General features: G+C 72.0%; 21 protein-coding genes. 10 read left to right on the top strand and 11 right to left on the bottom strand.

The window, feature by feature from the left end:
- The 6 genes from ACQGNW_RS11715 to ACQGNW_RS11740 all read left to right on the top strand — a co-directional run bounded on the left by ACQGNW_RS11715 (position 1) and on the right by ACQGNW_RS11740 (position 5,187).
- Positions 1–360, top strand: a complete 360-nt coding sequence (locus ACQGNW_RS11715) for a cupin domain-containing protein (RefSeq protein WP_426663346.1) — start codon at positions 1–3, stop codon at positions 358–360.
- Positions 357–1,532, top strand: coding sequence for a glutamate 5-kinase (gene proB, locus ACQGNW_RS11720; RefSeq protein WP_426663348.1), 1,176 nt, complete (start codon positions 357–359; stop codon positions 1,530–1,532). Before ACQGNW_RS11715 ends, proB begins: the two co-directional genes overlap by 4 nt.
- A complete protein-coding gene (locus tag ACQGNW_RS11725) occupies positions 1,529–2,791 on the top strand; it encodes a glutamate-5-semialdehyde dehydrogenase (protein ID WP_426663349.1) in 1,263 nt (420 codons plus the stop codon). Before proB ends, ACQGNW_RS11725 begins: the two co-directional genes overlap by 4 nt.
- A gap of 133 nt (positions 2,792–2,924) precedes the next feature.
- Positions 2,925–3,302 (top strand): DUF2946 domain-containing protein, encoded by a 378-nt coding sequence (locus tag ACQGNW_RS11730; protein WP_426663350.1) that lies wholly within the window; start codon positions 2,925–2,927, stop codon positions 3,300–3,302.
- A gap of 168 nt (positions 3,303–3,470) precedes the next feature.
- Entirely contained in the window at positions 3,471–4,607 is a 1,137-nt protein-coding gene (locus ACQGNW_RS11735; RefSeq protein WP_426663352.1) for a transporter, read from the top strand.
- A 46-nt stretch (positions 4,608–4,653) separates the two neighbouring features.
- Positions 4,654–5,187 carry a peroxiredoxin family protein gene (locus ACQGNW_RS11740; protein ID WP_426663353.1) on the top strand — a complete coding sequence of 178 codons (534 nt, stop codon included), beginning with the start codon at positions 4,654–4,656 and terminating at the stop codon, positions 5,185–5,187.
- 3 nt (positions 5,188–5,190) lie between these two features.
- On the opposite strand, the gene kynU is transcribed toward ACQGNW_RS11740, so the two are convergent.
- From kynU to ACQGNW_RS11755, 3 genes are read right to left on the bottom strand one after another with little or no spacing between them, the layout of a single operon-like run.
- Entirely contained in the window at positions 5,191–6,474 is a 1,284-nt protein-coding gene (kynU, locus tag ACQGNW_RS11745) for a kynureninase (RefSeq protein WP_426663355.1), read from the bottom strand.
- 54 nt (positions 6,475–6,528) lie between these two features.
- Positions 6,529–7,050 (bottom strand): hypothetical protein, encoded by a 522-nt coding sequence (locus ACQGNW_RS11750; protein ID WP_426663356.1) that lies wholly within the window; start codon positions 7,048–7,050, stop codon positions 6,529–6,531.
- A 9-nt stretch (positions 7,051–7,059) separates the two neighbouring features.
- Positions 7,060–8,082 (bottom strand): amidohydrolase family protein, encoded by a 1,023-nt coding sequence (locus ACQGNW_RS11755; RefSeq protein WP_426663357.1) that lies wholly within the window; start codon positions 8,080–8,082, stop codon positions 7,060–7,062.
- A 199-nt stretch (positions 8,083–8,281) separates the two neighbouring features.
- Between ACQGNW_RS11755 and ACQGNW_RS11760 the strand changes: the two genes are divergently transcribed.
- Both ACQGNW_RS11760 and ACQGNW_RS11765 read left to right on the top strand, forming a co-directional pair.
- Positions 8,282–11,104, top strand: a complete 2,823-nt coding sequence (locus ACQGNW_RS11760; RefSeq protein ID WP_426663358.1) for a serine/threonine-protein kinase — start codon at positions 8,282–8,284, stop codon at positions 11,102–11,104.
- Positions 11,101–11,661: an ECF-type sigma factor gene (locus ACQGNW_RS11765; RefSeq protein WP_426663360.1), complete on the top strand. Its 561-nt coding sequence runs from the start codon at positions 11,101–11,103 to the stop codon at positions 11,659–11,661. Before ACQGNW_RS11760 ends, ACQGNW_RS11765 begins: the two co-directional genes overlap by 4 nt.
- Before the next feature lie 7 nt (positions 11,662–11,668).
- Here ACQGNW_RS11765 and ACQGNW_RS11770 read toward each other — a convergent pair whose 3' ends face one another.
- From ACQGNW_RS11770 to ACQGNW_RS11790, 5 genes are all read right to left on the bottom strand, one after another.
- Positions 11,669–13,726: an FUSC family protein gene (locus ACQGNW_RS11770; RefSeq protein WP_426663361.1), complete on the bottom strand. Its 2,058-nt coding sequence runs from the start codon at positions 13,724–13,726 to the stop codon at positions 11,669–11,671.
- 70 nt (positions 13,727–13,796) lie between these two features.
- A complete protein-coding gene (gene efpL, locus ACQGNW_RS11775; RefSeq protein WP_426663362.1) occupies positions 13,797–14,360 on the bottom strand; it encodes an elongation factor P-like protein EfpL in 564 nt (187 codons plus the stop codon).
- Between the two features lie 147 nt (positions 14,361–14,507).
- Positions 14,508–15,275, bottom strand: a complete 768-nt coding sequence (locus tag ACQGNW_RS11780; protein ID WP_426663363.1) for an SDR family NAD(P)-dependent oxidoreductase — start codon at positions 15,273–15,275, stop codon at positions 14,508–14,510.
- Between the two features lie 35 nt (positions 15,276–15,310).
- Positions 15,311–15,889 carry a GNAT family N-acetyltransferase gene (locus ACQGNW_RS11785; RefSeq protein ID WP_426663364.1) on the bottom strand — a complete coding sequence of 193 codons (579 nt, stop codon included), beginning with the start codon at positions 15,887–15,889 and terminating at the stop codon, positions 15,311–15,313.
- Positions 15,890–15,899: 10 nt separating this feature from the next.
- The gene (locus ACQGNW_RS11790; protein ID WP_426663365.1) at positions 15,900–16,388 is read right to left on the bottom strand and encodes a GNAT family N-acetyltransferase; all 489 of its coding nucleotides are present in this window, start codon (positions 16,386–16,388) and stop codon (positions 15,900–15,902) included.
- A 60-nt stretch (positions 16,389–16,448) separates the two neighbouring features.
- Between ACQGNW_RS11790 and ACQGNW_RS11795 the strand changes: the two genes are divergently transcribed.
- Both ACQGNW_RS11795 and ACQGNW_RS11800 read left to right on the top strand, forming a co-directional pair.
- On the top strand, positions 16,449–17,084 hold the full coding sequence (locus ACQGNW_RS11795) for a glutathione S-transferase family protein (protein WP_426663366.1): 636 nt from the start codon (positions 16,449–16,451) through the stop codon (positions 17,082–17,084).
- Positions 17,081–17,554, top strand: coding sequence for an NUDIX hydrolase (locus ACQGNW_RS11800; RefSeq protein WP_426663367.1), 474 nt, complete (start codon positions 17,081–17,083; stop codon positions 17,552–17,554). Before ACQGNW_RS11795 ends, ACQGNW_RS11800 begins: the two co-directional genes overlap by 4 nt.
- 29 nt (positions 17,555–17,583) lie before the next feature.
- On the opposite strand, the gene ACQGNW_RS11805 is transcribed toward ACQGNW_RS11800, so the two are convergent.
- Genes ACQGNW_RS11805 through ACQGNW_RS11815 form a run of 3 tightly spaced genes read right to left on the bottom strand, consistent with a single transcriptional unit; the run spans position 17,584 to position 20,610 of the window.
- Positions 17,584–18,930 carry a metal-dependent hydrolase family protein gene (locus ACQGNW_RS11805; protein WP_426663368.1) on the bottom strand — a complete coding sequence of 449 codons (1,347 nt, stop codon included), beginning with the start codon at positions 18,928–18,930 and terminating at the stop codon, positions 17,584–17,586.
- A gap of 55 nt (positions 18,931–18,985) precedes the next feature.
- Entirely contained in the window at positions 18,986–19,888 is a 903-nt protein-coding gene (locus tag ACQGNW_RS11810; protein ID WP_426663369.1) for a hydroxymethylglutaryl-CoA lyase, read from the bottom strand.
- A gap of 8 nt (positions 19,889–19,896) precedes the next feature.
- On the bottom strand, positions 19,897–20,610 hold the full coding sequence (locus ACQGNW_RS11815; RefSeq protein ID WP_426663370.1) for an alanyl-tRNA editing protein: 714 nt from the start codon (positions 20,608–20,610) through the stop codon (positions 19,897–19,899).
- Between the last annotated feature and the right edge of the window lie 15 nt (positions 20,611–20,625).

Raw genomic sequence — 20,625 nt, forward strand, 5'->3', positions numbered from 1 at the left:
ATGACTGCGGTGAGTGCGGGGAACGCCGAACACTACCACTGGGGACGGGACTGCGACGGCTGGCACCTGCTGGCCGCCGACGACCTCAGCATCATCGAGGAACGCATGTCGGCCGGCGCCACCGAGCAGCGCCATCGCCACGTGCGCGCGCGCCAGTTCTTCTACGTGCTGGAAGGCGAGGCCGTGCTGGAGGTGGACGGTACGCCGCATTGCCTGCACCGCGGCGAGGGTCTGCACGTGCCGCCCGGCGCGGCGCATCAGATGCGCAACGACAGCGGCGCCGACAGCCGCTTCCTGGTGGTATCGGCGCCGAGGAGCCACGGCGACCGCGTCGCCGCGCCGGCGGATACCGGCGCATGAGCGCGGCGCTGCCCGGACGCATGCCGCCCGTCCAGCCGCTGCGGCCCTGGCGCCGCGCCGTGCTCAAGGTTGGCAGCAACCTGCTGGCAGCCGACGGTGGCGGGCTCACCAGCCGCCACGCCGCGGCGCTGGCCGGTTTCGTGGACGCCAGCCACGCTGCGGGGCGGCAGGTGGTGCTGGTCTCGTCCGGCGCGGTGGCGGCGGGCCGCGCGTTGCTGCGCGAGCATGCCCCGGCCGCGGGCGACCTCGCCGCGCGGCAGGCACTGGCGGCGCTGGGCCAGGCACCGATGATCGCGCTGTGGCAGTCGCTGTCCGCACGGCCGGTGGCGCAGGTGCTGCTCACCCACGACGACCTGCGCAACCGCCGGCGCTACCTCAACGCGCGCGCGACGCTGCGCGGGCTGTTGGCGCTGTGCGTGCTGCCGGTGATCAACGAGAACGATACCGTGGCGGTGGACGAGCTGAAGCTCGGCGACAACGACAACCTCGCCGCGATCGTCGCCGCGTTGGTCGACGCCGACCTGCTGCTGATCGCATCCGACGTGGATGCGCTGTACAGCGCCGATCCGCGGCGCGATCCTCAGGCGGCACCGATCGGCCGCGTCGAATCGCTCACGCCTGCGGTGCTGGCGATGGCCGGCGGCAGCGGCAGCACGGTCGGCACCGGCGGCATGCGCACCAAGCTGGAGGCGGCGGGCAAGGCAGCTGCGGCGGGCATTCCCACCGCGCTGTTCAGCGGGCGCGATGCGGCGGCGGTGGAAGCATTGCGCCACGACCGCCTGCGCGGCACCCTGATCGATGCCGCCGCCACCCGCATGCAGGCGCGCAAGTACTGGTTGCGTCACGCGCCGGCCGCGACGGGGCGCATCGTCGTGGATGCGGGGGCGGCGCGCGCGCTGGCCGGCGGCCGCGCCTCGCTGCTGCCGGGTGGCGTGGCCGCCGCGCAGGGCGAGTTCCAGCGCGGCGACCTGGTGGAGATCGCGGATGCCGACGGCAAGGCCGTGGCGCGCGGGCTTTGCCAGTACGCCGCGGGCGAAGTGCGCCGGCTCGCGGGGCGGCACAGCCGCGACATCGAGGCGGTGCTCGGCTACACCTACGGCCACGAGATCGTGCATCGCGACGACCTGGTCACCCTGTCCACCGTCGACACCGCGGGAGGCCTCGAGGCATGAGCGACATCCGTTCCATGGCACTGGCCTGCCGCGATGCGGTGCCTTCCATCGCTGCGCTGGACGACACCCGCAAGGCCGCGCTGCTGCGCGACATGGCGGCGGCGCTGGAAGCGCGCTGCGCCGACGTGCTCGCCGCGAATGCGCGTGACATGGCGCAGGCTGCGGCGAAGGGCGTGCAGGGCGCCATGCTGGATCGCCTGCGCCTGGACGAGGCGCGCGTGGCGGGCATCGCCCAGGCGTTGCGGGAAGTGGCGGAGCTGCCCGACCCGGTGGGCCGGGTGACGCGCCGCGAGACGCGCCCGAACGGCCTCGTGGTGGAGCGCGTGCGCATTCCGCTCGGCGTGGTGGCGATGATCTACGAGGCGCGCCCCAACGTCACCGCGGATGCCGCCGCGCTGTGCCTCAAGGCAGGCAACGCGGTGATCCTGCGCGGCGGCTCCGAGGCCATCCATTCCAACACCGCCATCGCCGCTTCGCTGCATGCGGCGTTGCGCGCGCACGGTCTGCCGGAAGCGGCGGTCACGCTGGTGGAGGACCTGCGCCGCGAAACCATGGTCGAACTGCTGCAACTGGTCGACATCGTCGACCTCGCCATCCCGCGCGGCGGCGAAGGCCTGATCCGTTTCGTCGCCGAGCACGCGCGCGTGCCGGTCATCAAGCACTACAAGGGCGTGTGCCATCTCTACGTGGACCGCAGCGCCGATCCCGCGCTCGCGCTGAACCTGCTGATCGACGGCAAGACCTCGCGTCCCGGCGTGTGCAACGCGCTGGAAACGCTGCTGGTGCACCGCGACGTCGCCGAGGCGTTCCTGCCGCAGGCGGCGCAGGCGCTGCGCGAACGTGGCGTCGAGTTGCGCGGCGACGAGCGCAGCCGCGCGCTGGTGCCCGGCATGCGCACGGCGACCGACGACGACTACGCCGCCGAGTTCCTCGACCTGATCCTCGCCGTGCGCGTGGTGGACGGCCTGGACGATGCCATCGCCCACATCCGCCGCTACGGATCCGACCACACCGAAGTGATCGCCACCCGCGACGAGGCCGCCGCGCAGCGCTTCGTGCAGGCGATACGCTCGGCGGTGGTGATGGTCAACGCCTCGTCCCGCTTCAGCGACGGCGGCGAACTCGGCCTCGGGGCCGAGATCGGCATCTCCACCACGCGCCTGCATGCCTACGGCCCGATGGGCGCCGAGTCGCTCACCATCGAACGCTTCGTGGTGCGTGGGGAAGGGCAGGTGCGGCACGCGACGAGCCGCCGCTGAAAGCGCCGCCGCGGCACGCGCGTGACAACGTGCCGCATGCCTGCAGCGCCTGCTTTGCACATGGCGCGGCGCCGTGCATGGCCGCGCGTGCGAAAATGCACCAACAGCACGTTTCGTGCGCAGGAGTGGTGCGGTGAGGGTGTTTGCGCGGCACGCCATGCATCGGCGACTGGCCTGGCTGGCCCTGCTGGCCATGGCCTTCGTCACCGCGTTGCCGTCGATCTCGCGCGTGCTGCCGATGGCCACCGCGATGCCCGGCATGGATGCCGCGGACCACGGGCTGCGCGACGCGGCGCACCAGCCGCACGCCCCCGGTCATCCCGACGATCCCCTGCAGCGCTGCGCGTATTGCGTGCTGCTGGCGCACAGCCCCGCGCTGGGTGCCGCCGCGGTTGCGCCATTGCTGTCGCCCATCCCGATGCCGTCCGCGCCGCCCGTGGCGCGGATCGTCGCCGTGCGCGTGCAGCCCTCGTGGAGCGCGCCTGCGCGCGGGCCACCGCTGCCGGCCTGACGGGTCCGACTCGCCGTCGCGCCATGGGGCTGCGACGGTGCCCCAGCCGACAGCCCAATGCATCGTGGCGTGCGCCTGCGCATGCCCGTGCGGCGGGCCAGCCGTCCGAGCGTGGCATGCCCAGGTTTCCGGGCATCGCCGTCCGGATGGCCATGCACGGAGCTTTTCATGCGACTCCTCGACAGCTTGCGCACGCCCGTCGTGCGTCCCCCGGCCGGCCGCCAGCGGCCGCCCGTTTCCCGCGCCATGCCGCCGCGCCGCCTGGCCGGCGTGCTGGCCGGCCTGCTGCTGGTCGGCACCTGCTCGCCATCGGCGCGGGCCTGTGCCACCTGCGGCTGCACGCTCAGCACCGATGCGGCGACCGGCTATTCGACCATGGCGGGCTGGCGCCTCAATCTCGAGGACACCTACCTCGACCAGGACCAGCTGCGCCATGGCAGCGGCCGCGCCACGCCGGCGCAGGTGGTCGACCGGCCTTCCGATCCGGCGATGGGCGGCGGCGAGATCGAGAAGGACACCATCAACCGCTACCTCACCCTCGGCGTGGCGTACCGCTTCGACGCGGACTGGGGCGTGAGCCTTTCCGTGCCGTGGGTGCGGCGCGACCACACCACCTACGGCATGCAGATGCAGCCCTATGCGCCGTCCATGACCGCGCCCGACCAGGTCAGCGGCGCGCGCGTGGCGGGGCTGGGCGACATCAAGTTGATCGGCGATTACCAGGGCTTCCTGCCCATGCACAACCTCGGCGTGCAGTTCGGCGTGAAGCTGCCGACCGGCCGCTACGGCGGGCAGACCGAGGACGGCCGGCTGGTCGGTCACCCGGTGAGCTTCCGCAGCGGGCCCGCGGCGGGCGAGGCGCTGGACACCAGCCTGCAGGCGGGCACCGGCAGCACCGACCTGATCGTGGGTGCGTACTACTACCAGCCGGTGAGCCAGGATTTCGACGCCTTCGTCAGCGGGCAGTTCCAGGCGGCCATCGCCCGGCGGCTGGATGCGGCGGGCGCGGACTACCGCCCCGGCAACCAGGCCTCGCTCAGCGTGGGCCTGCGCTACGAGGCCCATGCGGACTGGGTACCGCAGTTGCAGCTGAACTGGCTGCACAAGATGGCCGACCAGGGCGCGCTGGCCGATGCGCCGAACACGGCGGGCACGGTGGCCTACCTGAGCCCGGGCATCAGCGCCAGCCTCTCGCGCACGGTGCAGGCCTACGCCTTCGTGCAGGTGCCGGTCTATCGCCATCTGCAGGGCTACCAACTGTTCCCCGGCTGGACCGGTACGCTCGGCCTCAGCCTGCAACTCTGACGTTGACGGCTTCGCCGCGATCCGGCGGCGCCGTCTGGAGGTTCGCATGAAACCGCATCTGTTCCACGGCCCGATCCGCGCCCTGTGCCTCGCGGCCCTGCTGTTCGCCACCGTGCCGATGCCGGCGCGCGCCAACGACCTGGTCGTCGGCAAGCCGGCGCCGGCGATCACCCTGCACACGCTGGACGGCGGGCAGATCAGCCTCGCCGCGCTGCGCGGCAAGGTGGTGATCCTGACCTTCTGGGCCACCTGGTGCGCGCCGTGCCGCGCGGAGTTGCCGCTGCTGTCGCGCTACGCCGAGGCGCATGCGAAGGACGGCCTGGTGGTGCTGGGTTTCAGCCTCGATACGCCCGACGAGCTGGGTGAGGTGCGCGAGGTGGCGAAGTCGCTTAGCTTCCCGGTCGGCCTGCTGGGCGATCCGCACGTGCCGGGTTACGGGCGCATCTGGCATCTGCCGGTGAGCTTCACCATCGACCGCCATGGCGTGCTGGTGGACGACGGCTGGAAGGACCGGCAGCCGGAGTGGACGGAAGCGCGCTTGCAGCAGATCGTCGCGCCGATGCTGGCGGCGAGTCGCTGAGCCTCAGCCGTTCGCGTCGCGCCATGCCTGCACCGCCTGCGCGAAGGCGAGGCAGTCGGCGTGGCGGTTGTACAGCGGCGCGGGCGATATGCGGATCACGTCGGGCTCGCGCCAGTCGCCGACCACGCCGTGCTCCGTCAGGTAGTCGAACAGCGCGCGGCCACGCTCGCGCCCGCCGCGCACGCGGATCGAGAGCTGGGCGCCGCGACGGGCGGGATCGGCGGGCGTGAGTACTTCCAGCACGTCGGCGAGCTGCGTGTGCACCAGCCATTCCAGATAGCCGGTGAGCTGCTCCGACTTCTCGCGCAGCCGCGCCATGCCGGCGCGGTGGAAGATCTCCAGCGACACGCGCAGTGGCGCCAGCGCGAGGATCGGCGGGTTGCTGAGCTGCCAGCCGTCGGCTCCGGGCGTGGGCACGAATTCGGGGCCCATCTGGAAGCGGGTGGCCTTGTCGTGGCCCCACCAGCCGGCGAGGCGCGGCAGCGTGGCGCGCGCGTGGCGCGCGTGCACGAAGGCGCCGCCCACCGCGCCGGGGCCGGCGTTCAGGTACTTGTAGCTGCACCAGATCGCGAAGTCGGCGCCGCTGTCGTGCAGCTGGATCGGCAGGTTGCCCACGGCATGCGCAAGGTCGAAGCCCACGATGCAACCGTGCCGGTGGCCGAGTTCGGTGATGGCTTTTAGGTCAAAGGCCTGGCCGCTGCGGTATTGCACGCCGGGCAGCAGCACCAGCGCGATGCGCGAGCCATGTTCGGCCAGCACGCGTTCGATCGCCGCCATCGACAGCGTGCCGTTCGGCTCGTCGGCCTCCAGCTCGACCAGTGCGGTGGCCGGGTCGAAGCCGTGGAAGCGGATCTGCGATTCCAGCGCGTAGCGGTCGGTGGGGAAGGCGCCGGCCTCCATCAGGATGGCCGGGCGCGCGGGCGTGGGGCGGTAGAAGCTCACCATCATCAGGTGCAGGTTCACGCCCAGGCTGTTCATCGCCACCACCTCGGACGGCAGCGCGCCCACCACTTCGGCCAGGTGGTCGCGCACGTACTCGTGGTAGTGCATCCACGGCGAGCGGCCCTTGAAATGGGCCTCCACCGCGAGCTGCGCCCAGTCGTCCAGTTCGGCGGCGAGCGCGGCGCGCACCGCGCGCGGCTGCAGGCCCAGCGAGTTGCCGCAGAAGTACGCGCTGTCGCGGCCTGCGTGCGGCGGGATCAGGAACTCGTCGCGGAACGCGCGCAGCGGGTCGGCGGCATCGGCCGCCTGGGCCCAGGCGGCGGTGGCTTGGTAGCTGGAGGACATGGCGATTCCGAGGAAGCGGGGCCTCGCCGCGGCGCGGCGGGGAGCGGCGTGTGTTCAGTTCAGCCGCGCGGCGATCGCGTCGCAGCCGCGGTCGAATGCGGCGGTCCAGGCGGCGCCGGCCTGGCTCTGCACGGGGCGCACGCAGCGCAGCTGGATCGCATGGCCGTCCTTGTACCAGTACTTCTCGCGGTAGCTGGAGGCCACGCCGGCCTCGCGTGCGGTGTAGCTGAAGCTGTCCGGTGCGGGTGCCTTGGCCGCAGCCTGGTAGCCGGGCAGCGCCATCGCCTTGGCGGTGGCCTGGTCGAGCCAGGCGTGGAAGCCGTTGATGTCGGGTTCCTGCTTCACCGTCACGGTGACGCGCGCCAGCACCGCATGGCCGGTGGGCGAGGGATCGGGCACCTGGAACGCACGCACCTCGGGGTCGCCGTTCGTGTCCATGATGTCCAGCCAGCCGTCGGGCGTGCTGAAGCTGACGCTGCCGCCCGCCATGCTGACGTCGGTGGCGGGGGCGGGGGCGGCTGCCAGCAGGCCGAGGGCGAGCGCGGCGGCAATGACGGTGGAGCGCAGATGGGCCATGCAGAGTCCTCAGGCGGTGGTGTCGGGTGCGAAGCGGTGCCTGGGCAGGCCCAGCCATTCCAGCGCGGTGCCGTGGAACAGGCGGGCGCGGTCGGCCTCGTCCAGCCCCAGGGCCTCGATGCCGCTGCCGGGCTCCTGTTCGCCCAGCGGGAAAGGATAATCGGTGCCCAGCATCACCTGCCGGACGCCCGTCACATCCAGCAGCCAGCGCAACGCGCGGTCGTCGTGCACGCACGAGTCGAAGTAGAAGCGCCGGAGGTATTCGCGCGGGTTGCGCGGGTTGTCGGTGGCCACCAGGTCGGGACGCATCTTGAAGCCGTGCTCGATGCGGCCGATCGTCCACGGGAAGCTGCCGCCGCCGTGGGCCAGCATCACGCGCAGCTTCGGCAGCCGCTCCAGCACGCCGCCGAAGGCGAGGCAGCAGGCGGCTCGCGCCTGCTCGGCGGGCATGCCCACCAGCCACGGCATCCAGTACTTGGGCATGCTGGCCATGCCCATCATGTCCCAGGGGTGCACCAGCACCGCGGCACCGAGGTCGGCGGCCGCCTCGAAGAACGGGAACAGCTCCGGCGCGTCGAGGTTCCAGTCGTTGCAGTGCGAACCGATCTGCACGCCCTGCAGGCCCAGCTCGTCGATGCAGCGCTCCAGTTCGCGCACGGCCAGGTTCGGCGACTGCAGCGGCACCGTGCCGATGCCGGCGTAGTGGCGCGGGAAGTCGCGGCAGATACCGGCCATGTGCTCGTTGAGGTGCCGGTGCAGTTCCAGTGCCTGGTGCCCCGGTGCCCAGTAGGAGAACAGCACCGGCACGGTGGAGATCACCTGCACGTCGACGCCGAAGCGGGCGTAGTCGTCGATGCGCATCTGCGGGTCGAACGCCGAATCCCACACCTCGCGAAAGAACTTGCCGTCCTTGTAGATACGGTGGCGGCCGTCGGTATGGGTCATCACCGGGAAGCGCTCGTCGCCATGCTTGGCGGCGAGGTTGGGCCAGTCGCGGGGCAGGATGTGCGCGTGGGTGTCGATCTTGAGCATCCGCGCAGTTTAGAACCTCGCGGCATAAGCGTCGTGTGGCGTGCGCACAACGCCGCGGGCAGGGCGGCGGCCTGCCGGGGCGGGCGGTCTGGCGGGTGCGGGAGGGCGGCGCCGGGCACATGCATGGCAGGCTGGCGCAAGCCTATACTCGGGAGTCCGGAAGCGCGTCAGGGAGCGATGCACACAGGGGGACTGTGCCGTGAACGAGGAGCGTCGATTACGTTACCTCCGCGCGAAACCGATTGCACTGGCGGCGCTGGATCTGGCCGAGGCGGAGCGCGAGCGCTACGTCGTCGCGACTTGCGGCGGCGACGAAATTCTGCGCAACGAGGTGTGCTGGATGCTGGAGGCCGCCGAGGCGACCGTGGGCAGCATCAGCCTGCCGCGGCTGGCGGTGGCGACGGAAGCCGTCGGCAGCACGATCAGTGCGACGGGCAGCAGCGGCTACCGCATCCTGCGGCGGCTCGGCGAGGGCGGCGGCGGCGTGGTCTACCTGGCCGAACGGTCGATGGGCGAGGGTACGCCGGACGAGTTGCGCCAGCACGTGGCGATCAAGTTCCTGCATGCCGGCGGCATCCCCGGCCGCGAGCCGTCGCGGCGGTTCGCGGAGGAGCGGCGCATCCTCGCCACGCTCAACCATCCCAACATCGCCCACCTGATCGACGGCGGCACCACCAGCGACGGCCGCTCGTTCCTGGCGCTGGAGTACGTGCAGGGCGAGCGCATCGACAGCTGGTGCGAGCGCCAGGGGCTGCCCCTGCGCGAGCGGGTGGCGCTTTTCCTCAAGGTGTGCGCGGCGGTGCACTACGCGCACCAGCATCTGGTGATCCATCGCGACCTCAAGCCGGGCAACATCCTGGTGACCGACGAGGGCGAGCCGAAGCTGCTGGACTTCGGCATCGCGCGCCTGCTCGACCACGTCGGCGGCGTGGCCGCCACGCAGACGCAGACCGGCATGCGCAGCCTGACCCTGGCCTACGCCAGCCCCGAACAACTGCGCGGGCGGCCGCTGGGCACCGGCGCCGACGTGTGGTCGCTGGGCGTGGTGCTGTACCAGCTGGTCTGCGGCGTGCGACCGTTCGGCGACGGCGACGAGGTCTCCCCGGTGAGCCTGTCGCAGGCCATCGACACCGGCAAGCTGCTGCCGCCGAGCCGGCGTCTGCGCAAGTCCGGCGCGATGTCGCTGCGGCGCGAGGTGCCGGCGGACATCGACGCCATCGTGATGAAGGCATTGCGCCGCGATCCGTGCCAGCGCTACGCGGGCGTGGACGCGCTGGCGGCGGACCTGCAGCGCTACCTGGCCGCGCGCCCCGTGCGTGCCCGGCACGGTGCGGCCTGGTATCGCACGCAGCTGTTCCTGCGCCGGCACGCGGTGGGCGCCAGCGTGGCGGCGCTGGTGCTGGCGATGCTGGTGGGCTTCGCGGCGCAGCGGGCGCAGCAGGTGCGGCGGCTGGAGCTGGAGCGCGACAAGACCGCGGCGATCGCCGGCTTCCTGCAGAACCTGTTCGAGAACGCCGACCCGACCCATGCGCACGGCAGCAAGGTCACGGTGCGCGAAGTGCTCGATCGCGGCGCGGCCACGCTGATGTCCCGCCGCGACATCGCGGCGCCGGTGCGGGTCAGCCTGCTGCTGTCGATGGGGCGCGCCTACAACCAGCTGGGGCTGGGCGGCCAGGCGATTCCGCTGTTGCGGGAGGCGCGCGCGCTGCAGGTTACCTACGCTGCCGGCGTGCTGGAGCGCGGACAGGTGCTGGCGGCGCTGGGGCGCGCCTATTCGACGGTGATCAACCTGCCCGCGGCGATCCCGCTCGACCGCGAGGCGATGGCGCTGCTGGCGCAGGCGCCCGGCGACCATGCCGACGAGATCCTGCGTGTGCGCATCAACCTGCTGTACGACGAGCTGGGCGGCTCGGCGGAGACGGCCGGATCGATCGCGCGCCAGCTGCGCCAGGTGCTGGCACAGCTCGACGCGCGCGCCGTGCCGGATCGCGAGTTGCATCTGCAGGCCGAGGCGGTGCTGGCGATGGCACAGGGCTCGATGAACGACGACGCCGAGGCGATCGCCAGCGCTCGGAAAGCGCTGGGCGAAGCGCAGCAGCTGTACGTGAAGGACGACCCCGCGCTGGTCTACTACCGCTTCGTGCTGGCGCTGGTCTCGATGCGGCAGGACCCCGCCGGTTCGGTGCAGTTGTTCCGGCGTGCCATCGCCGACTACGACCGGCAGGTGGGCGCGGTCGGTCCCGGCATGTCCGGACTGCTCACCTATTTCGGCGTGGCGCTGACCCGGCTCGGCAGCCTGCCGGACGCGCGCGACGCGCTGGAGCGCTCGGCGAGGCTGACGCGCTCCTTCGCCCGCGAATCGCCTGATTTCCAGCTGTACACGCTGACCGAACTGGCGAAGGTCTACGTGGCGATGGGGCGCAGCGCCGCCGCCGCCGCCCTGCTGCAGCCGCAGCTTGGGCGACTGGACCGGCGCGCACGCAGCGGCCTGCCGTGGGCGCGGGACAATCGCGCCAGTGCGCTGGTGGTGCTGGGCGAGGCGGCGCTGGCCCGCGGCGACGCGGCGTCGGCCGCGGGCCGGTTCGGTGCGGCGCAGGCGCAGATGGGGGCACAGGGGGCGCGGGAGATGCCCGACGCCTGGGGACGCGCGCTGGCCGGCCTGGGCGAGGCGGCCTTGCTGGACCGTCATCCCGGGCTGGCGGCGCAATGGCTGGCCCGGCTGACGGAGTTCAACCGTACCAGCAAGGCTCTGCCCACGGATCCCCGCGCGCTCGATGCGATGCTGCTGGACACCCGCCTGCAGCAGGCGCGCGGCGGGCTGGTGCGGGCGGCCGCCGCCGGCCCGTCGCCGGGGGCCCCGGCGTGGAGCCGGGATTGTCGCCGCGGCACCGCCGGATCGCCGCTGCTGGACGGCGCGCTCATGCCGGCCGCGGCGGCAGTCGATTCGCCGGCGCCGCCGTGTCACGATGCGGCGCTTGTGGTCGCCGAGAAGGCGACCGGGGGAACAGGAGCAGGGCATTGAACGATACGGTCGAGGTGACCCGGTTGCTGCGCGACGCCCAGGCTGGCGATCCGGTGGCCCTGAACGAGGCCCTGCGCCAGATGTACGACGCACTGCACGGCATCGCCCGCGCCCAGCTCGGCAACGAGCAGATGGAGCGCACGCTGAGCGCCACCGCGCTGGTGAACGAGGCCTACCTCAAGGTGTTCGGGGGCTCCCAGGCGCCGGACTGGGCGAACCGCCGGCACCTGCTGGGCGTGGCGGCGCGTGCGATGCGCGAGGTGCTGGTGGATTCGGCGCGCCGCCGCAACGCCGCCAAGCGGCCGCGCGAGACCGACCGCCTGCAGATCACCGAAATCTCCATGGAGCTGTCCGACGGGGTCGACTACAGCGCCCTGGTCGAATGCCTGGACCTGCTGGCCACGCTGGATCGTCGCCAGGCGGACATCGTGGCGATGCGCTTCTTCATGGGCATGAGCGCGGAACAGATCGCGATGGCGCTGGAGATCTCCACCAGCACCGTGCAGCGCGAATGGCGGCTGGCGCGGGCCTGGCTGCAGCGCGAGCTGGCGGGCTGAGCAGGGCTCAGGGATTCCCGGCGGCGGCATGCGCGCGCCGCACCACGTGGGCCAGCGTGTCGATGTTGTCCGTCAGGCGGTCGCTGATGCGGATCAGCGGTTCGGCGTCGGCGCGTGCGCCGGCCGATCGCAGCGCGGCGGACAGCGATTGCTGCATGGCGCGCAGCCCGGGCAGGGCAGCGGGCGCATGCCGCTCGCGCAGGGCAACCGCGACGGCCTCGACGGCGTCCGCGCAGGTGGCGACGAAATCGTTCACGGCCGCGGGGCGCGGCGACGACGCTTCGCCCAGCGCCTCCAGCGCCATCGCGGTGCGCGCGAGGCGGTTGCCGTTGGCGAACAGCGTGCGCGCCAGTTCCAGCAGCGACTGCGGCGTGCCCGGCTCCGCGCGCATGCGCTCCAGCGAGGCCAGCGCATTGCTGCGCGCGGTGCGCGCCAGGCTGCGCGTCTCGCGTTGCGCCTCGCGCTGCTGCGGCGCGGCCAGCGCGCGCAGGTAGCCGGCGTAGGCGTCCAGCATCTCGGCGAGCGCGCCGTGCGCGCGGCCGCGCTCCCAGGTGGGCCAGGCCAGGTAGGCCAGCATCGCCATGCCGCAACCCAGCGCGGTGTTGATCACGCGGTCGGTCACCGCCACGCCGGGGTCGACGCCATCGAACGCGAGCAGGATCACCACGGTGCCGGTGAGCGCGGCCACCGCGATGCCGTAGTGCGCGTTGGCCAGCCAGCGGAACGCCATGCACAGCAGCGCCATCAGCGCGAGGTGTGCCCACGGCGAGGCCGGCGTGAGGTACAGCAGCGCGGTGGTGAGCACCAGGCCCAGCACCGTGCCGACCACGCGCAGCAGGCCGAAGTTGAAGGTGGCGGCGAAATCCGGACGCAGCACGATCGCCGTGGTCATTGGCAACCAGTAGCCGTGCGGCAGCCCGACCAGGCGCGAAAGCAGCCACGCGAGGCTGAGGCAGACCGCCATGCGCACGGCGTGGCGGAACGCCACCGAGCGCGGCGTGAGGTTGGCGCGCAACATCGCGCGCGCCGAGCCGCTCCGCAGTGTGCGGGGCAGCTCGGTTTCCGCCACCGCCGCGCGCAGCTCGCCACGGCCGCCCGCCCAGTTCGCGTTGCGTACCGCCGCGGCCAGCTGGCCGTCCAGCGCGCGCAGGTGCGCGGCCGGGCCGTGGTCGCGGTCCTGCGCGCCGTCGCGCAAAGCGGCCAGCGCACGCTCCGCCGAATGCGGCGGTTCGCCGGCATCCAGCGCATGCGCGATCGCCTCCAGTACCTGCGCGGCGGCGTCGCGGTGGCGTGCATGCGCCGCGGGGTCGGCGTGCAGCTCGGACATCGCCATCAGCTCCAGCCGGATGCGCTCGGCCAGCTCCAGCAGCACGGTGAATGCCTCCATCGCGCGGCCGTGCGCGCGGTAGCGGCCGAGCAGGGTGTGCTGCAGCGAGGTCATCGCGTCGGTGAGTGCGGGGCTGGCCTGCTCATCCTGGTGCGGCTGGCGCGCCAGCGCGGCGAGGCCCGCATACACTCCCGCCAGCGCCAGGCGCTCCGGGCGGTAGCGTTGCAGCGGCCACGCGGCCACCGCGAACAGGGTGAGCAGCAGGCCGCCGGCGGCGATCAGCGCGGAAGCGAGCAGGGCGTTGCCGGGCGAGACCGGCGTGGCGGCGGCGATCACCAGCAGGATCATGCTGGTCATGCCCACGCGCGCGGCGTCCGCGCCGAACACCACCAGCATGCCGCCGCAGAAGCCGAACGCGGCAGTGGCCAGCAGCATCGGCAACCAGTAGCCGCCGATGGTGAAGCCCAGCAGTGCCGCCAGCCCCGCCGCGAGCGCCGCCAGCAGCAGCCGGCGCATGCGCTGGCGATAGGGGCCGGGCTGGTCGGAGAACATCGTGTCCAGCGCACCGGCGCCCACGCCCAGGCCGACTTCCGGATACCCGGTGGCCAACCCCACGCCCAGCGGCAGGATCACCGCGAGGGTATTGCGCAGCACCACCCACAGCGGCACGTCCGGCCGCTTGATGAGGGTCAGGCTTTCGACGAGCTGGGCGCGCAGGGAGTAACCGCTGGCGGGCATGGGGCGACGCCGGATGGCTGGGGAGAGGCGAGTATGGCAAAAACCGCCCGCACCGCCGTGGTGGCGCGGGTCAGGCGCGGCCGGCGAACTCGCCCGTCAGGGTGTTCACCCACACCTTCTCGTCGTTGGTGATGTACTCGGGCACCTGGATCTCCACGCCGGTGTTGAGCCTGGCCGGCTTGGTGCGCTTGGTGGCGCTGGCACCCTTCAGTTCGGGCGCGGTGTCCACCACGGTGAGCACCACGCTGGTGGGCACCTGCAGACCCACCGGCGCGTCGTCGATCAGCTGCACGTAGTAGCCCTCGGTGTCCTCGACGATGTAGCCGGCGTTGTCACCCACCAGTTCCGGGCCGAGCAGGTACTGGGTGTAGTCCTCGGCGTCCATGAACACGAAGGCGTCGCCGTCCTTGTAGGAGAAGTTGGCGGCGCGGCGTACCAGGTCCATCTCCTTCAGGTCGTCGTCGGCGCGCAGGCTGAGGTCGTACTTGCGCCCGCCCGGAATGGAGTACAGCGTGAAGCGGAAGGTGACGTTGCCGCCGCGCGCGGTGGGCGAGCTGCGCTCGATGTCGCGCACCTGGTAGACGGTGCCTTCGTGTTCGACCACGTTGCCTTTCTTGACGTCGGAAGCTTTCATAAGTGCCCGGGAAGTAGCGATCTATTTGAAGAGTGCGGCCATGGATGGCCGCTTTTTGACTTTCGCGCCCATGGACGGGTGCACTGGTTTGAAGAGTGCGGACATGGATGGCCGCTTTTTGATTTTCGCGCGCATGGAGGAGCGCACTTATTTGGCCGCCAGGCGCACCGCGCCGTCCAGCCGGATCGTCTCGCCGTTGATGTAGCGGTTGCCGAGGATGAAGGCCACGGTCTGCGCGAATTCCTCCGGCTTGCCCAGGCGCGACGGGAACGGGATCGAGGCGCCCAGCGACTCCTGCACCTGCGGCGGCATGCCGCCCACCATCGGGGTCCAGAAGATGCCCGGGGCGATGGTCGCCACGCGGATGCCGAAGCGGGCCAGCTCGCGCGCCATCGGCAGGGTCATGCCGACCACGCCGCCCTTGGAGGCGGAGTAGGCGGCCTGGCCGATCTGGCCCTCGTAGGCGGCCACGCTGGCGGTGTTGACGATCACGCCGCGCTCGCCGTCCTCGCCCGCCTCGTTGTGCTGCATCAGCGCCGCAGCGGCCTTCGCCACGTTGAAGCTGCCGACCAGGTTCACCATCACGGCGCTGGCGAAGGTGGAGAGCGGCATCGGGCCCTCCTTGCCCAGCACGCGACCGGCGCCGAGGATGCCGGCGCAGTTCATCACCACGTTGAGCCCGCCCATCGCCTCGCGTGCGGCGGCCACGTTGGCGGCGACGCCGTCCTCGCTGGTGACGTCGGTCTTGTAGAAGCAGGCGGCTTCGCCCAACGCCCTGGCGGCGGCCTGGCCCTTCTCCTCGTTGACGTCGAACAGCGCCACCTTGCCGCCGTGGGCGACGAGATGCTGCGCCACCGCGTGGCCGAGACCGGAGGCGCCGCCGGTGATGATCGCCTTGACCTGATTGAGCTGCATGGGGAGTCCGCTGGATGGAAAGCCAGCGGACAAGTCTAGCCGAGCTCGAACAGCCGTCGCAGTGCCGGGTCGGCCGCCAGCCCGGCGAACGACCGTACCGGCGCTGGCGCTGGCGCGGACGGTTGCAGTTCCCGCTGCCACACGCCCACGTCCCACCATTGCCCCAGCTTCCAGCCAGCCTGCCGCCACACGCCGGCCGGGGTGAAGCCCATCGACTCGTGCAGCGCCACGCTGACCGCGCCGGGCAGGGTGATCACGCCCACCGCCTGGGTCAGGCCCTGCAGGCGCATCGCGCCGAGCAGGGTGCCGTACAGCCGGCGCGCGATGCCGCGGCGCTGCGCGGCGGGATGCACGTAGATCGAGGTCTCGGCGATCCAGTCGTAGGCGGCGCGCTCGCGGAAACGGCCCGCGTAGGCGTACGCGAGCACCGCGCCACCTTCCTCCCACACCAGCCACGGGTAGTGCGGCAGGCGCATGCGGATGCGTTCGCGCATGGCGTCGGCGCCGGGGACGGTGTTCTCGAAAGTGGCGGCGCCGCTCTCGACGTGCGGCGCGTAGATCGCGTGGATGGCGGCGGCGTCGTCGTCGCGGGCGATGCGTATGGGATGGGTCACGGGAAGCCTGTCAGAGGTCGCGGATGAACCAGCGGTCGCAGCCGTGGTGGCCGGTGCCGCCCATCGGCGCGCAGATCGGCGCGAAGCCGCTGCGCCGGTACAGCGCCTGCGCGGCGTCCATGCCGGTGAGCGTTTCCAGGTAGCAGCGGCGGAAACCGTGTGCGCGCGCCGCATCGAGGCAGCACTGCATCATCGCGCTGCCGGCACCGATGCCGCGCGCCGCGGGCAGGAAATACATCTTGCGCAGTTCGCACACGTCCGCTTCGCCGCCGGCCAGCGGCGCCACGCCGCCGCCGCCGACCACCGCGCCGCCGCGCTCGACCACGAAGTAGCTGCAGCGCGGTTGCGCGTAGGCCGCGCTCATCGCGTCCACCTCGGCGTCGTGGATGGCAAAGCCTTCGCCGCCGGCGCCGAATTCGGGCATCACCTGGCGGATGATCGCGGCGACGGCGTCGTCGTCGCGCGGTTCGATGGGGCGGATCTGATAGTCGCAGGTCATGGCGGGGCAGTGGTCGATCGGGTGTAGTGTCGGTACCTTTTACCATCCGGGAGGCCCTTCATGCTGCTCCACGATGCCATCAGCCCCGCCCCGCGCAGCCTGCGCATGTTCGTGCTGGAGAAAGGGCTGCGCCTGCCGTCGGTGACGGTGGACGTGATGCGGGGCGAGAACCGCGAGGCGGCCTATCTTGCCGTGAATCCGGCCGGCCAGACGCCGGCACTGCAGCTCGACGACGGTTCGACGCTGGCCGAGGCGGTGGCGATTGCCGAGTATCTGGAGGAGCTGCACCCCGAGCCGGCGCTGATCGGCCGCACGCCCGTCGAGCGCGCGCAGACGCGGCAGTGGTGGCGGCGGGCAGAGCTCAACGTCACCGAGTTCATCCACAACGCCTTCCACTACGCCGAGGGCCTGCCGCGCTTCGCGTCGCGCATCCCGGTGGCACCGGAGGCGGCCGCCGGCCTGAAGCGCATCGCGCAGGATCGCCTCGCCTGGCTGGACGGCATGTTCGGCGCGGGACCGTGGCTGTGCGGCGGGCGCTTCACGGCGGCGGACATCTGGCTTTACGTGTGGCTGGATTTCGGCAACGGCGTGAACCAGCCCTTCGACCGCACGTTGCCGAACATCGGCCCGTGGTTCGAGCGCGTGGCGGCACGCCCTGCCGCCGAGGCCAGCCGCGCGCTGCTGGCCGCGGCATGAGCACGCCGGGGCTGCCGGTGCGGTGCCGCATGGTGAGCATCGTGGTGCTGCGCGGCGCGGGCGAAGCCACGCAGATGCTGCTGGCGCGCCGCGCGGGCAGCTACCTTCATGGCGTGTGGAGCTACGTCGCCGGCCACGTCGAGGCAGGCGAAACCGGCTGGCAGGCGGCCTTGCGCGAGCTGCGCGAGGAAACCGCGCTGGTACCGGAAAGCTTCTGGGCCACCAGCTTCTGCGAGCAGTTCTATCTCGCTTCCGCCGACGCGGTGGAGCTGGTGCCGGCGTTCGTGGCGCGGGTGGCCGAAGACGCGCTGCCGCGCCTCAACGGCGAGCACTCGACGTTCCGCTGGGAGCGGCTGGATGCGGCCGCCGGACTCGTGCCCTTCGGCAGCCAGCGCGAGCTGCTGGCGCACGTGCGCCGCGAGTTCGTGGAGCGCGAGCCGGCGCCCTTCCTGCGCATCGCGCATCCCTAGCGGATCCGCGTGGTGCCGGCGCGGCCGCGTCAGAGCGGCTTCGCCGCACCCGCAGGGATTTCCTGCCCGGTTGCCGGGCGCAGATGGATGCTGCCGTCCTTCATCACGAACACCGGATGCGCGAGGTCGCCGATGTGCACGCTCGGGTCGCCCGCGAAGGCGGCGAGGTCGGCGTGCAGGCCGGGCGCGACACGGCCGAACACGGCCTGCTGGCGCAGGATCTTCGCCGCCACGTCGGTGGCGGCATGCAATGCCTGCGCCGGCGTCATGCCGTCGGCCACCATTGCGGCCGGTTCGCGCCAGTTCTCGCCGTGCGCGAACACGCCCACGTCGCTGCCGTTGCCGATCGTCACGCCCAGCTTCAGCGCGGTACGGAAGGCGTGTTCGGCTTCGGTCATCGCGGGCGTGGGCGCGGACGTTCCGGGCACGTAGTGCTGGAAGTATTCGGAAGTCGCTTCCACCGCGGTGAGCGTGGGCTCGTAGGCGATGCCCTTCTGCTTCATCAGGCGGAAGGTCGCCTCGCTGGCGCCGTAGCCGTGCTCGATGGTGTCCACGCCGGCCTCCACCGCATTGCGCACACCGGCCTCGCTGGCGGCATGCGCGGCGACCGGGCGGCCGATCTGGTGCGCGGCTTCGACGATCGCCCTGATCTCGGCCGGCGACAGCGTCGGCATGGTTTCGCCGTGGTCGCCCACGCGGTAGTCGGCGTAAAGCTTGATCCAGTCCGCACCGCGCGCGGCCTGCTCGCGCACGGCGGCCACGGCGGCGTCCACGCCGGTAACCGGCTGCGCGCCCTGCGGCAGGTCGAGGTCGGGACGAAAGCCGCGCGGCCCCGGACCGTAGCTGGCGGTGGCGACGATGGCGCGGGTGGCGACGAACATGTGCGGGCCGGGGATCAGGCCTTCGTCAATGGCGTGCTTGATCGACACGTCGGCGAAGCCGGCGCCCTCGGTGCCCAGGTCGCGCAGCGCGGTGAACCCGGCCAGCAGCGTGGCCCTGGCGTGCGCGGCGGCTTCCAGCGTGCGGTAGGCCAGCGGCTCGGTGAGCACCTGGTCGTTCCACGACGTCTCGTTGTACGGATGCAGGAACAGGTGCGAGTGCAGGTCGACCAGGCCGGGCGTGAGCGTGGCGCCGGGCAGCTCGATGCGCTGCGTGCCGGCGGGCGCGTTGATGCCTGCGCGCGGGCCCACCGCAGCGATCACGCCGTCGTGCACGAGCACCGCCCAGCCGGCGTGCGCGGCGTTGCCGTCGGCCGTCCACACGCGATCGGGCAGCAGCAGCCAGTCGCCCTTGGGCGTGCTGGCGGCCGCTGCCAGCGAGCAAAGCAGGAGCAGCAGGAGTGCCACCGTCCGCCGGATCATCGGGCTTGCGCGCATCGTTCCGTCCCCTCGCCAGTGGAGACGCCGATGATAGCGGGCGCCGCCGGGTGGCTCACCCGGCGGCGGTGCGCGCCCGCGTGACCCGGCTGGCGGTGTCCTTGTGCAGCTGCGCGGCGAGCCAGGCGCCGGTGGCGACCAGCAGGTCGAGGTCGATGCCGGTCTCCATGCCCATCCCGTGCAGCATGTAGACCACGTCCTCGCTGGCCACGTTGCCGGTGGCGCCCTTGGCATACGGGCAGCCGCCGGTGCCGGAGACGGCGCTGTCGACCACGCGCACGCCTTCCTCCAGGCAGGCGAGGATGTTCGCCAGCGCCTGGCCGTAGGTGTCGTGGAAGTGCACCGCCAGCGCGCTCATCGGCACGGCCTGGGCCACCGCGTGCAGCATCGCGCGCGCCTTCGCCGGCGTGCCCACGCCGATGGTGTCGCCCAGCGAGATCTCGTGGCAACCCAGCGCGTGCAGGCGGCTGGCCACGCGCACCACGTCGCGCAACGGCACGTCGCCCTGGTAGGGGCAGCCGAGCACGGTGGAAACATAGCCGCGCACCGCCACGCCGTCGGCCCTGGCGCGCTCCAGCACCGGCACGAAGCGCTCGATGGATTCGTCGATGGAGGCGTTGACGTTCTTGCGGTTGAACGCCTCGCTGGCGGCGGTGAACACGGCGATCTCCGTGGCGCCGACTTCGCGCGCACGTTCGTAGCCCTGCAGGTTCGGCACCAGCACCGGATAGCTCACCCCCGGCACCTTGCGGATGCCGGCGAACACCTCGGCCGCGTCGGCCAGCTGCGGCACCCACTTCGGGCTGACGAAGCTGGTCGCCTCGATGGTTTTGAGGCCGGTGGAGGAGAGCCGGTCGATCAGCGCGATCTTCACCGCGGCCGGCAGCAGGGTCTTCTCGTTCTGCAGGCCGTCGCGGGCGCCGACCTCGACGATGCGTACGTGCTGGTCTGGGTTCATGGCTTGGCTCAATCCGCGAAGGTCACGGCCACGCGCTTGTTGTGGCTGCCCTTGTTCTCGATCCTGCTCACGCGCAGCGCGCCGACTTCGCCGGTGCGCGCCACGTGGGTGCCGCCGCAGGGCTGCAGGTCCACGCCTTCGATCTCCACCAGACGGATCTGCGGCAGGTGCAGTGGCGGCGTGACCGACATGGTGCGGATCAGCTCCGGCCGCGCGGCCAGTTCGGCGCCGCTGATGTGGCCGATGCGCAGCGGCGCGTCGGCGGCCACCAGGCGCTGCAGGCCCGCGTCGAGCTCGTCCGCGTCGAGCGTGATGTCGAGGCCGCCGAGGTCGAAGTCCAGCCGGCCGCCGCGGTCGGTGAGGTTGCCGCCGGTGACGCCGGCCTTGATCAGCGAACCCAGCAGGTGCAGGCCGGTGTGCATGCGCATGTGGCGGTGGCGGCGTTCCCAGTCCAGCCTCAGGGTGACGGCCGTGCCGGGGGCGAGCCGCGGCGCGTCGGCCGGCAACTGGTGCAGGATCTCGCGTGTCTCGCGGTCGCGGCGGGTGTCGAGGACGGGCCACGCACGGCCATCGACCAGGCGCAGCGTGCCGGTGTCGCCCGGCTGGCCGCCGCCGACCGGGTAGCAGACCGTGTCGGCCAGCACCAGTCCGGCCTCGTCGTGACGCAATACCCGCGTCTCGCAGGCGCGCAGGTAGGGATCGCTGTAGAACAGTTCGGCCACGGCGAGGTTCCTCGG

Origin of the sequence: Rhodanobacter aciditrophus (assembly GCF_050026795.1) — a bacterium.
Classification (GTDB): domain Bacteria; phylum Pseudomonadota; class Gammaproteobacteria; order Xanthomonadales; family Rhodanobacteraceae; genus Rhodanobacter_A.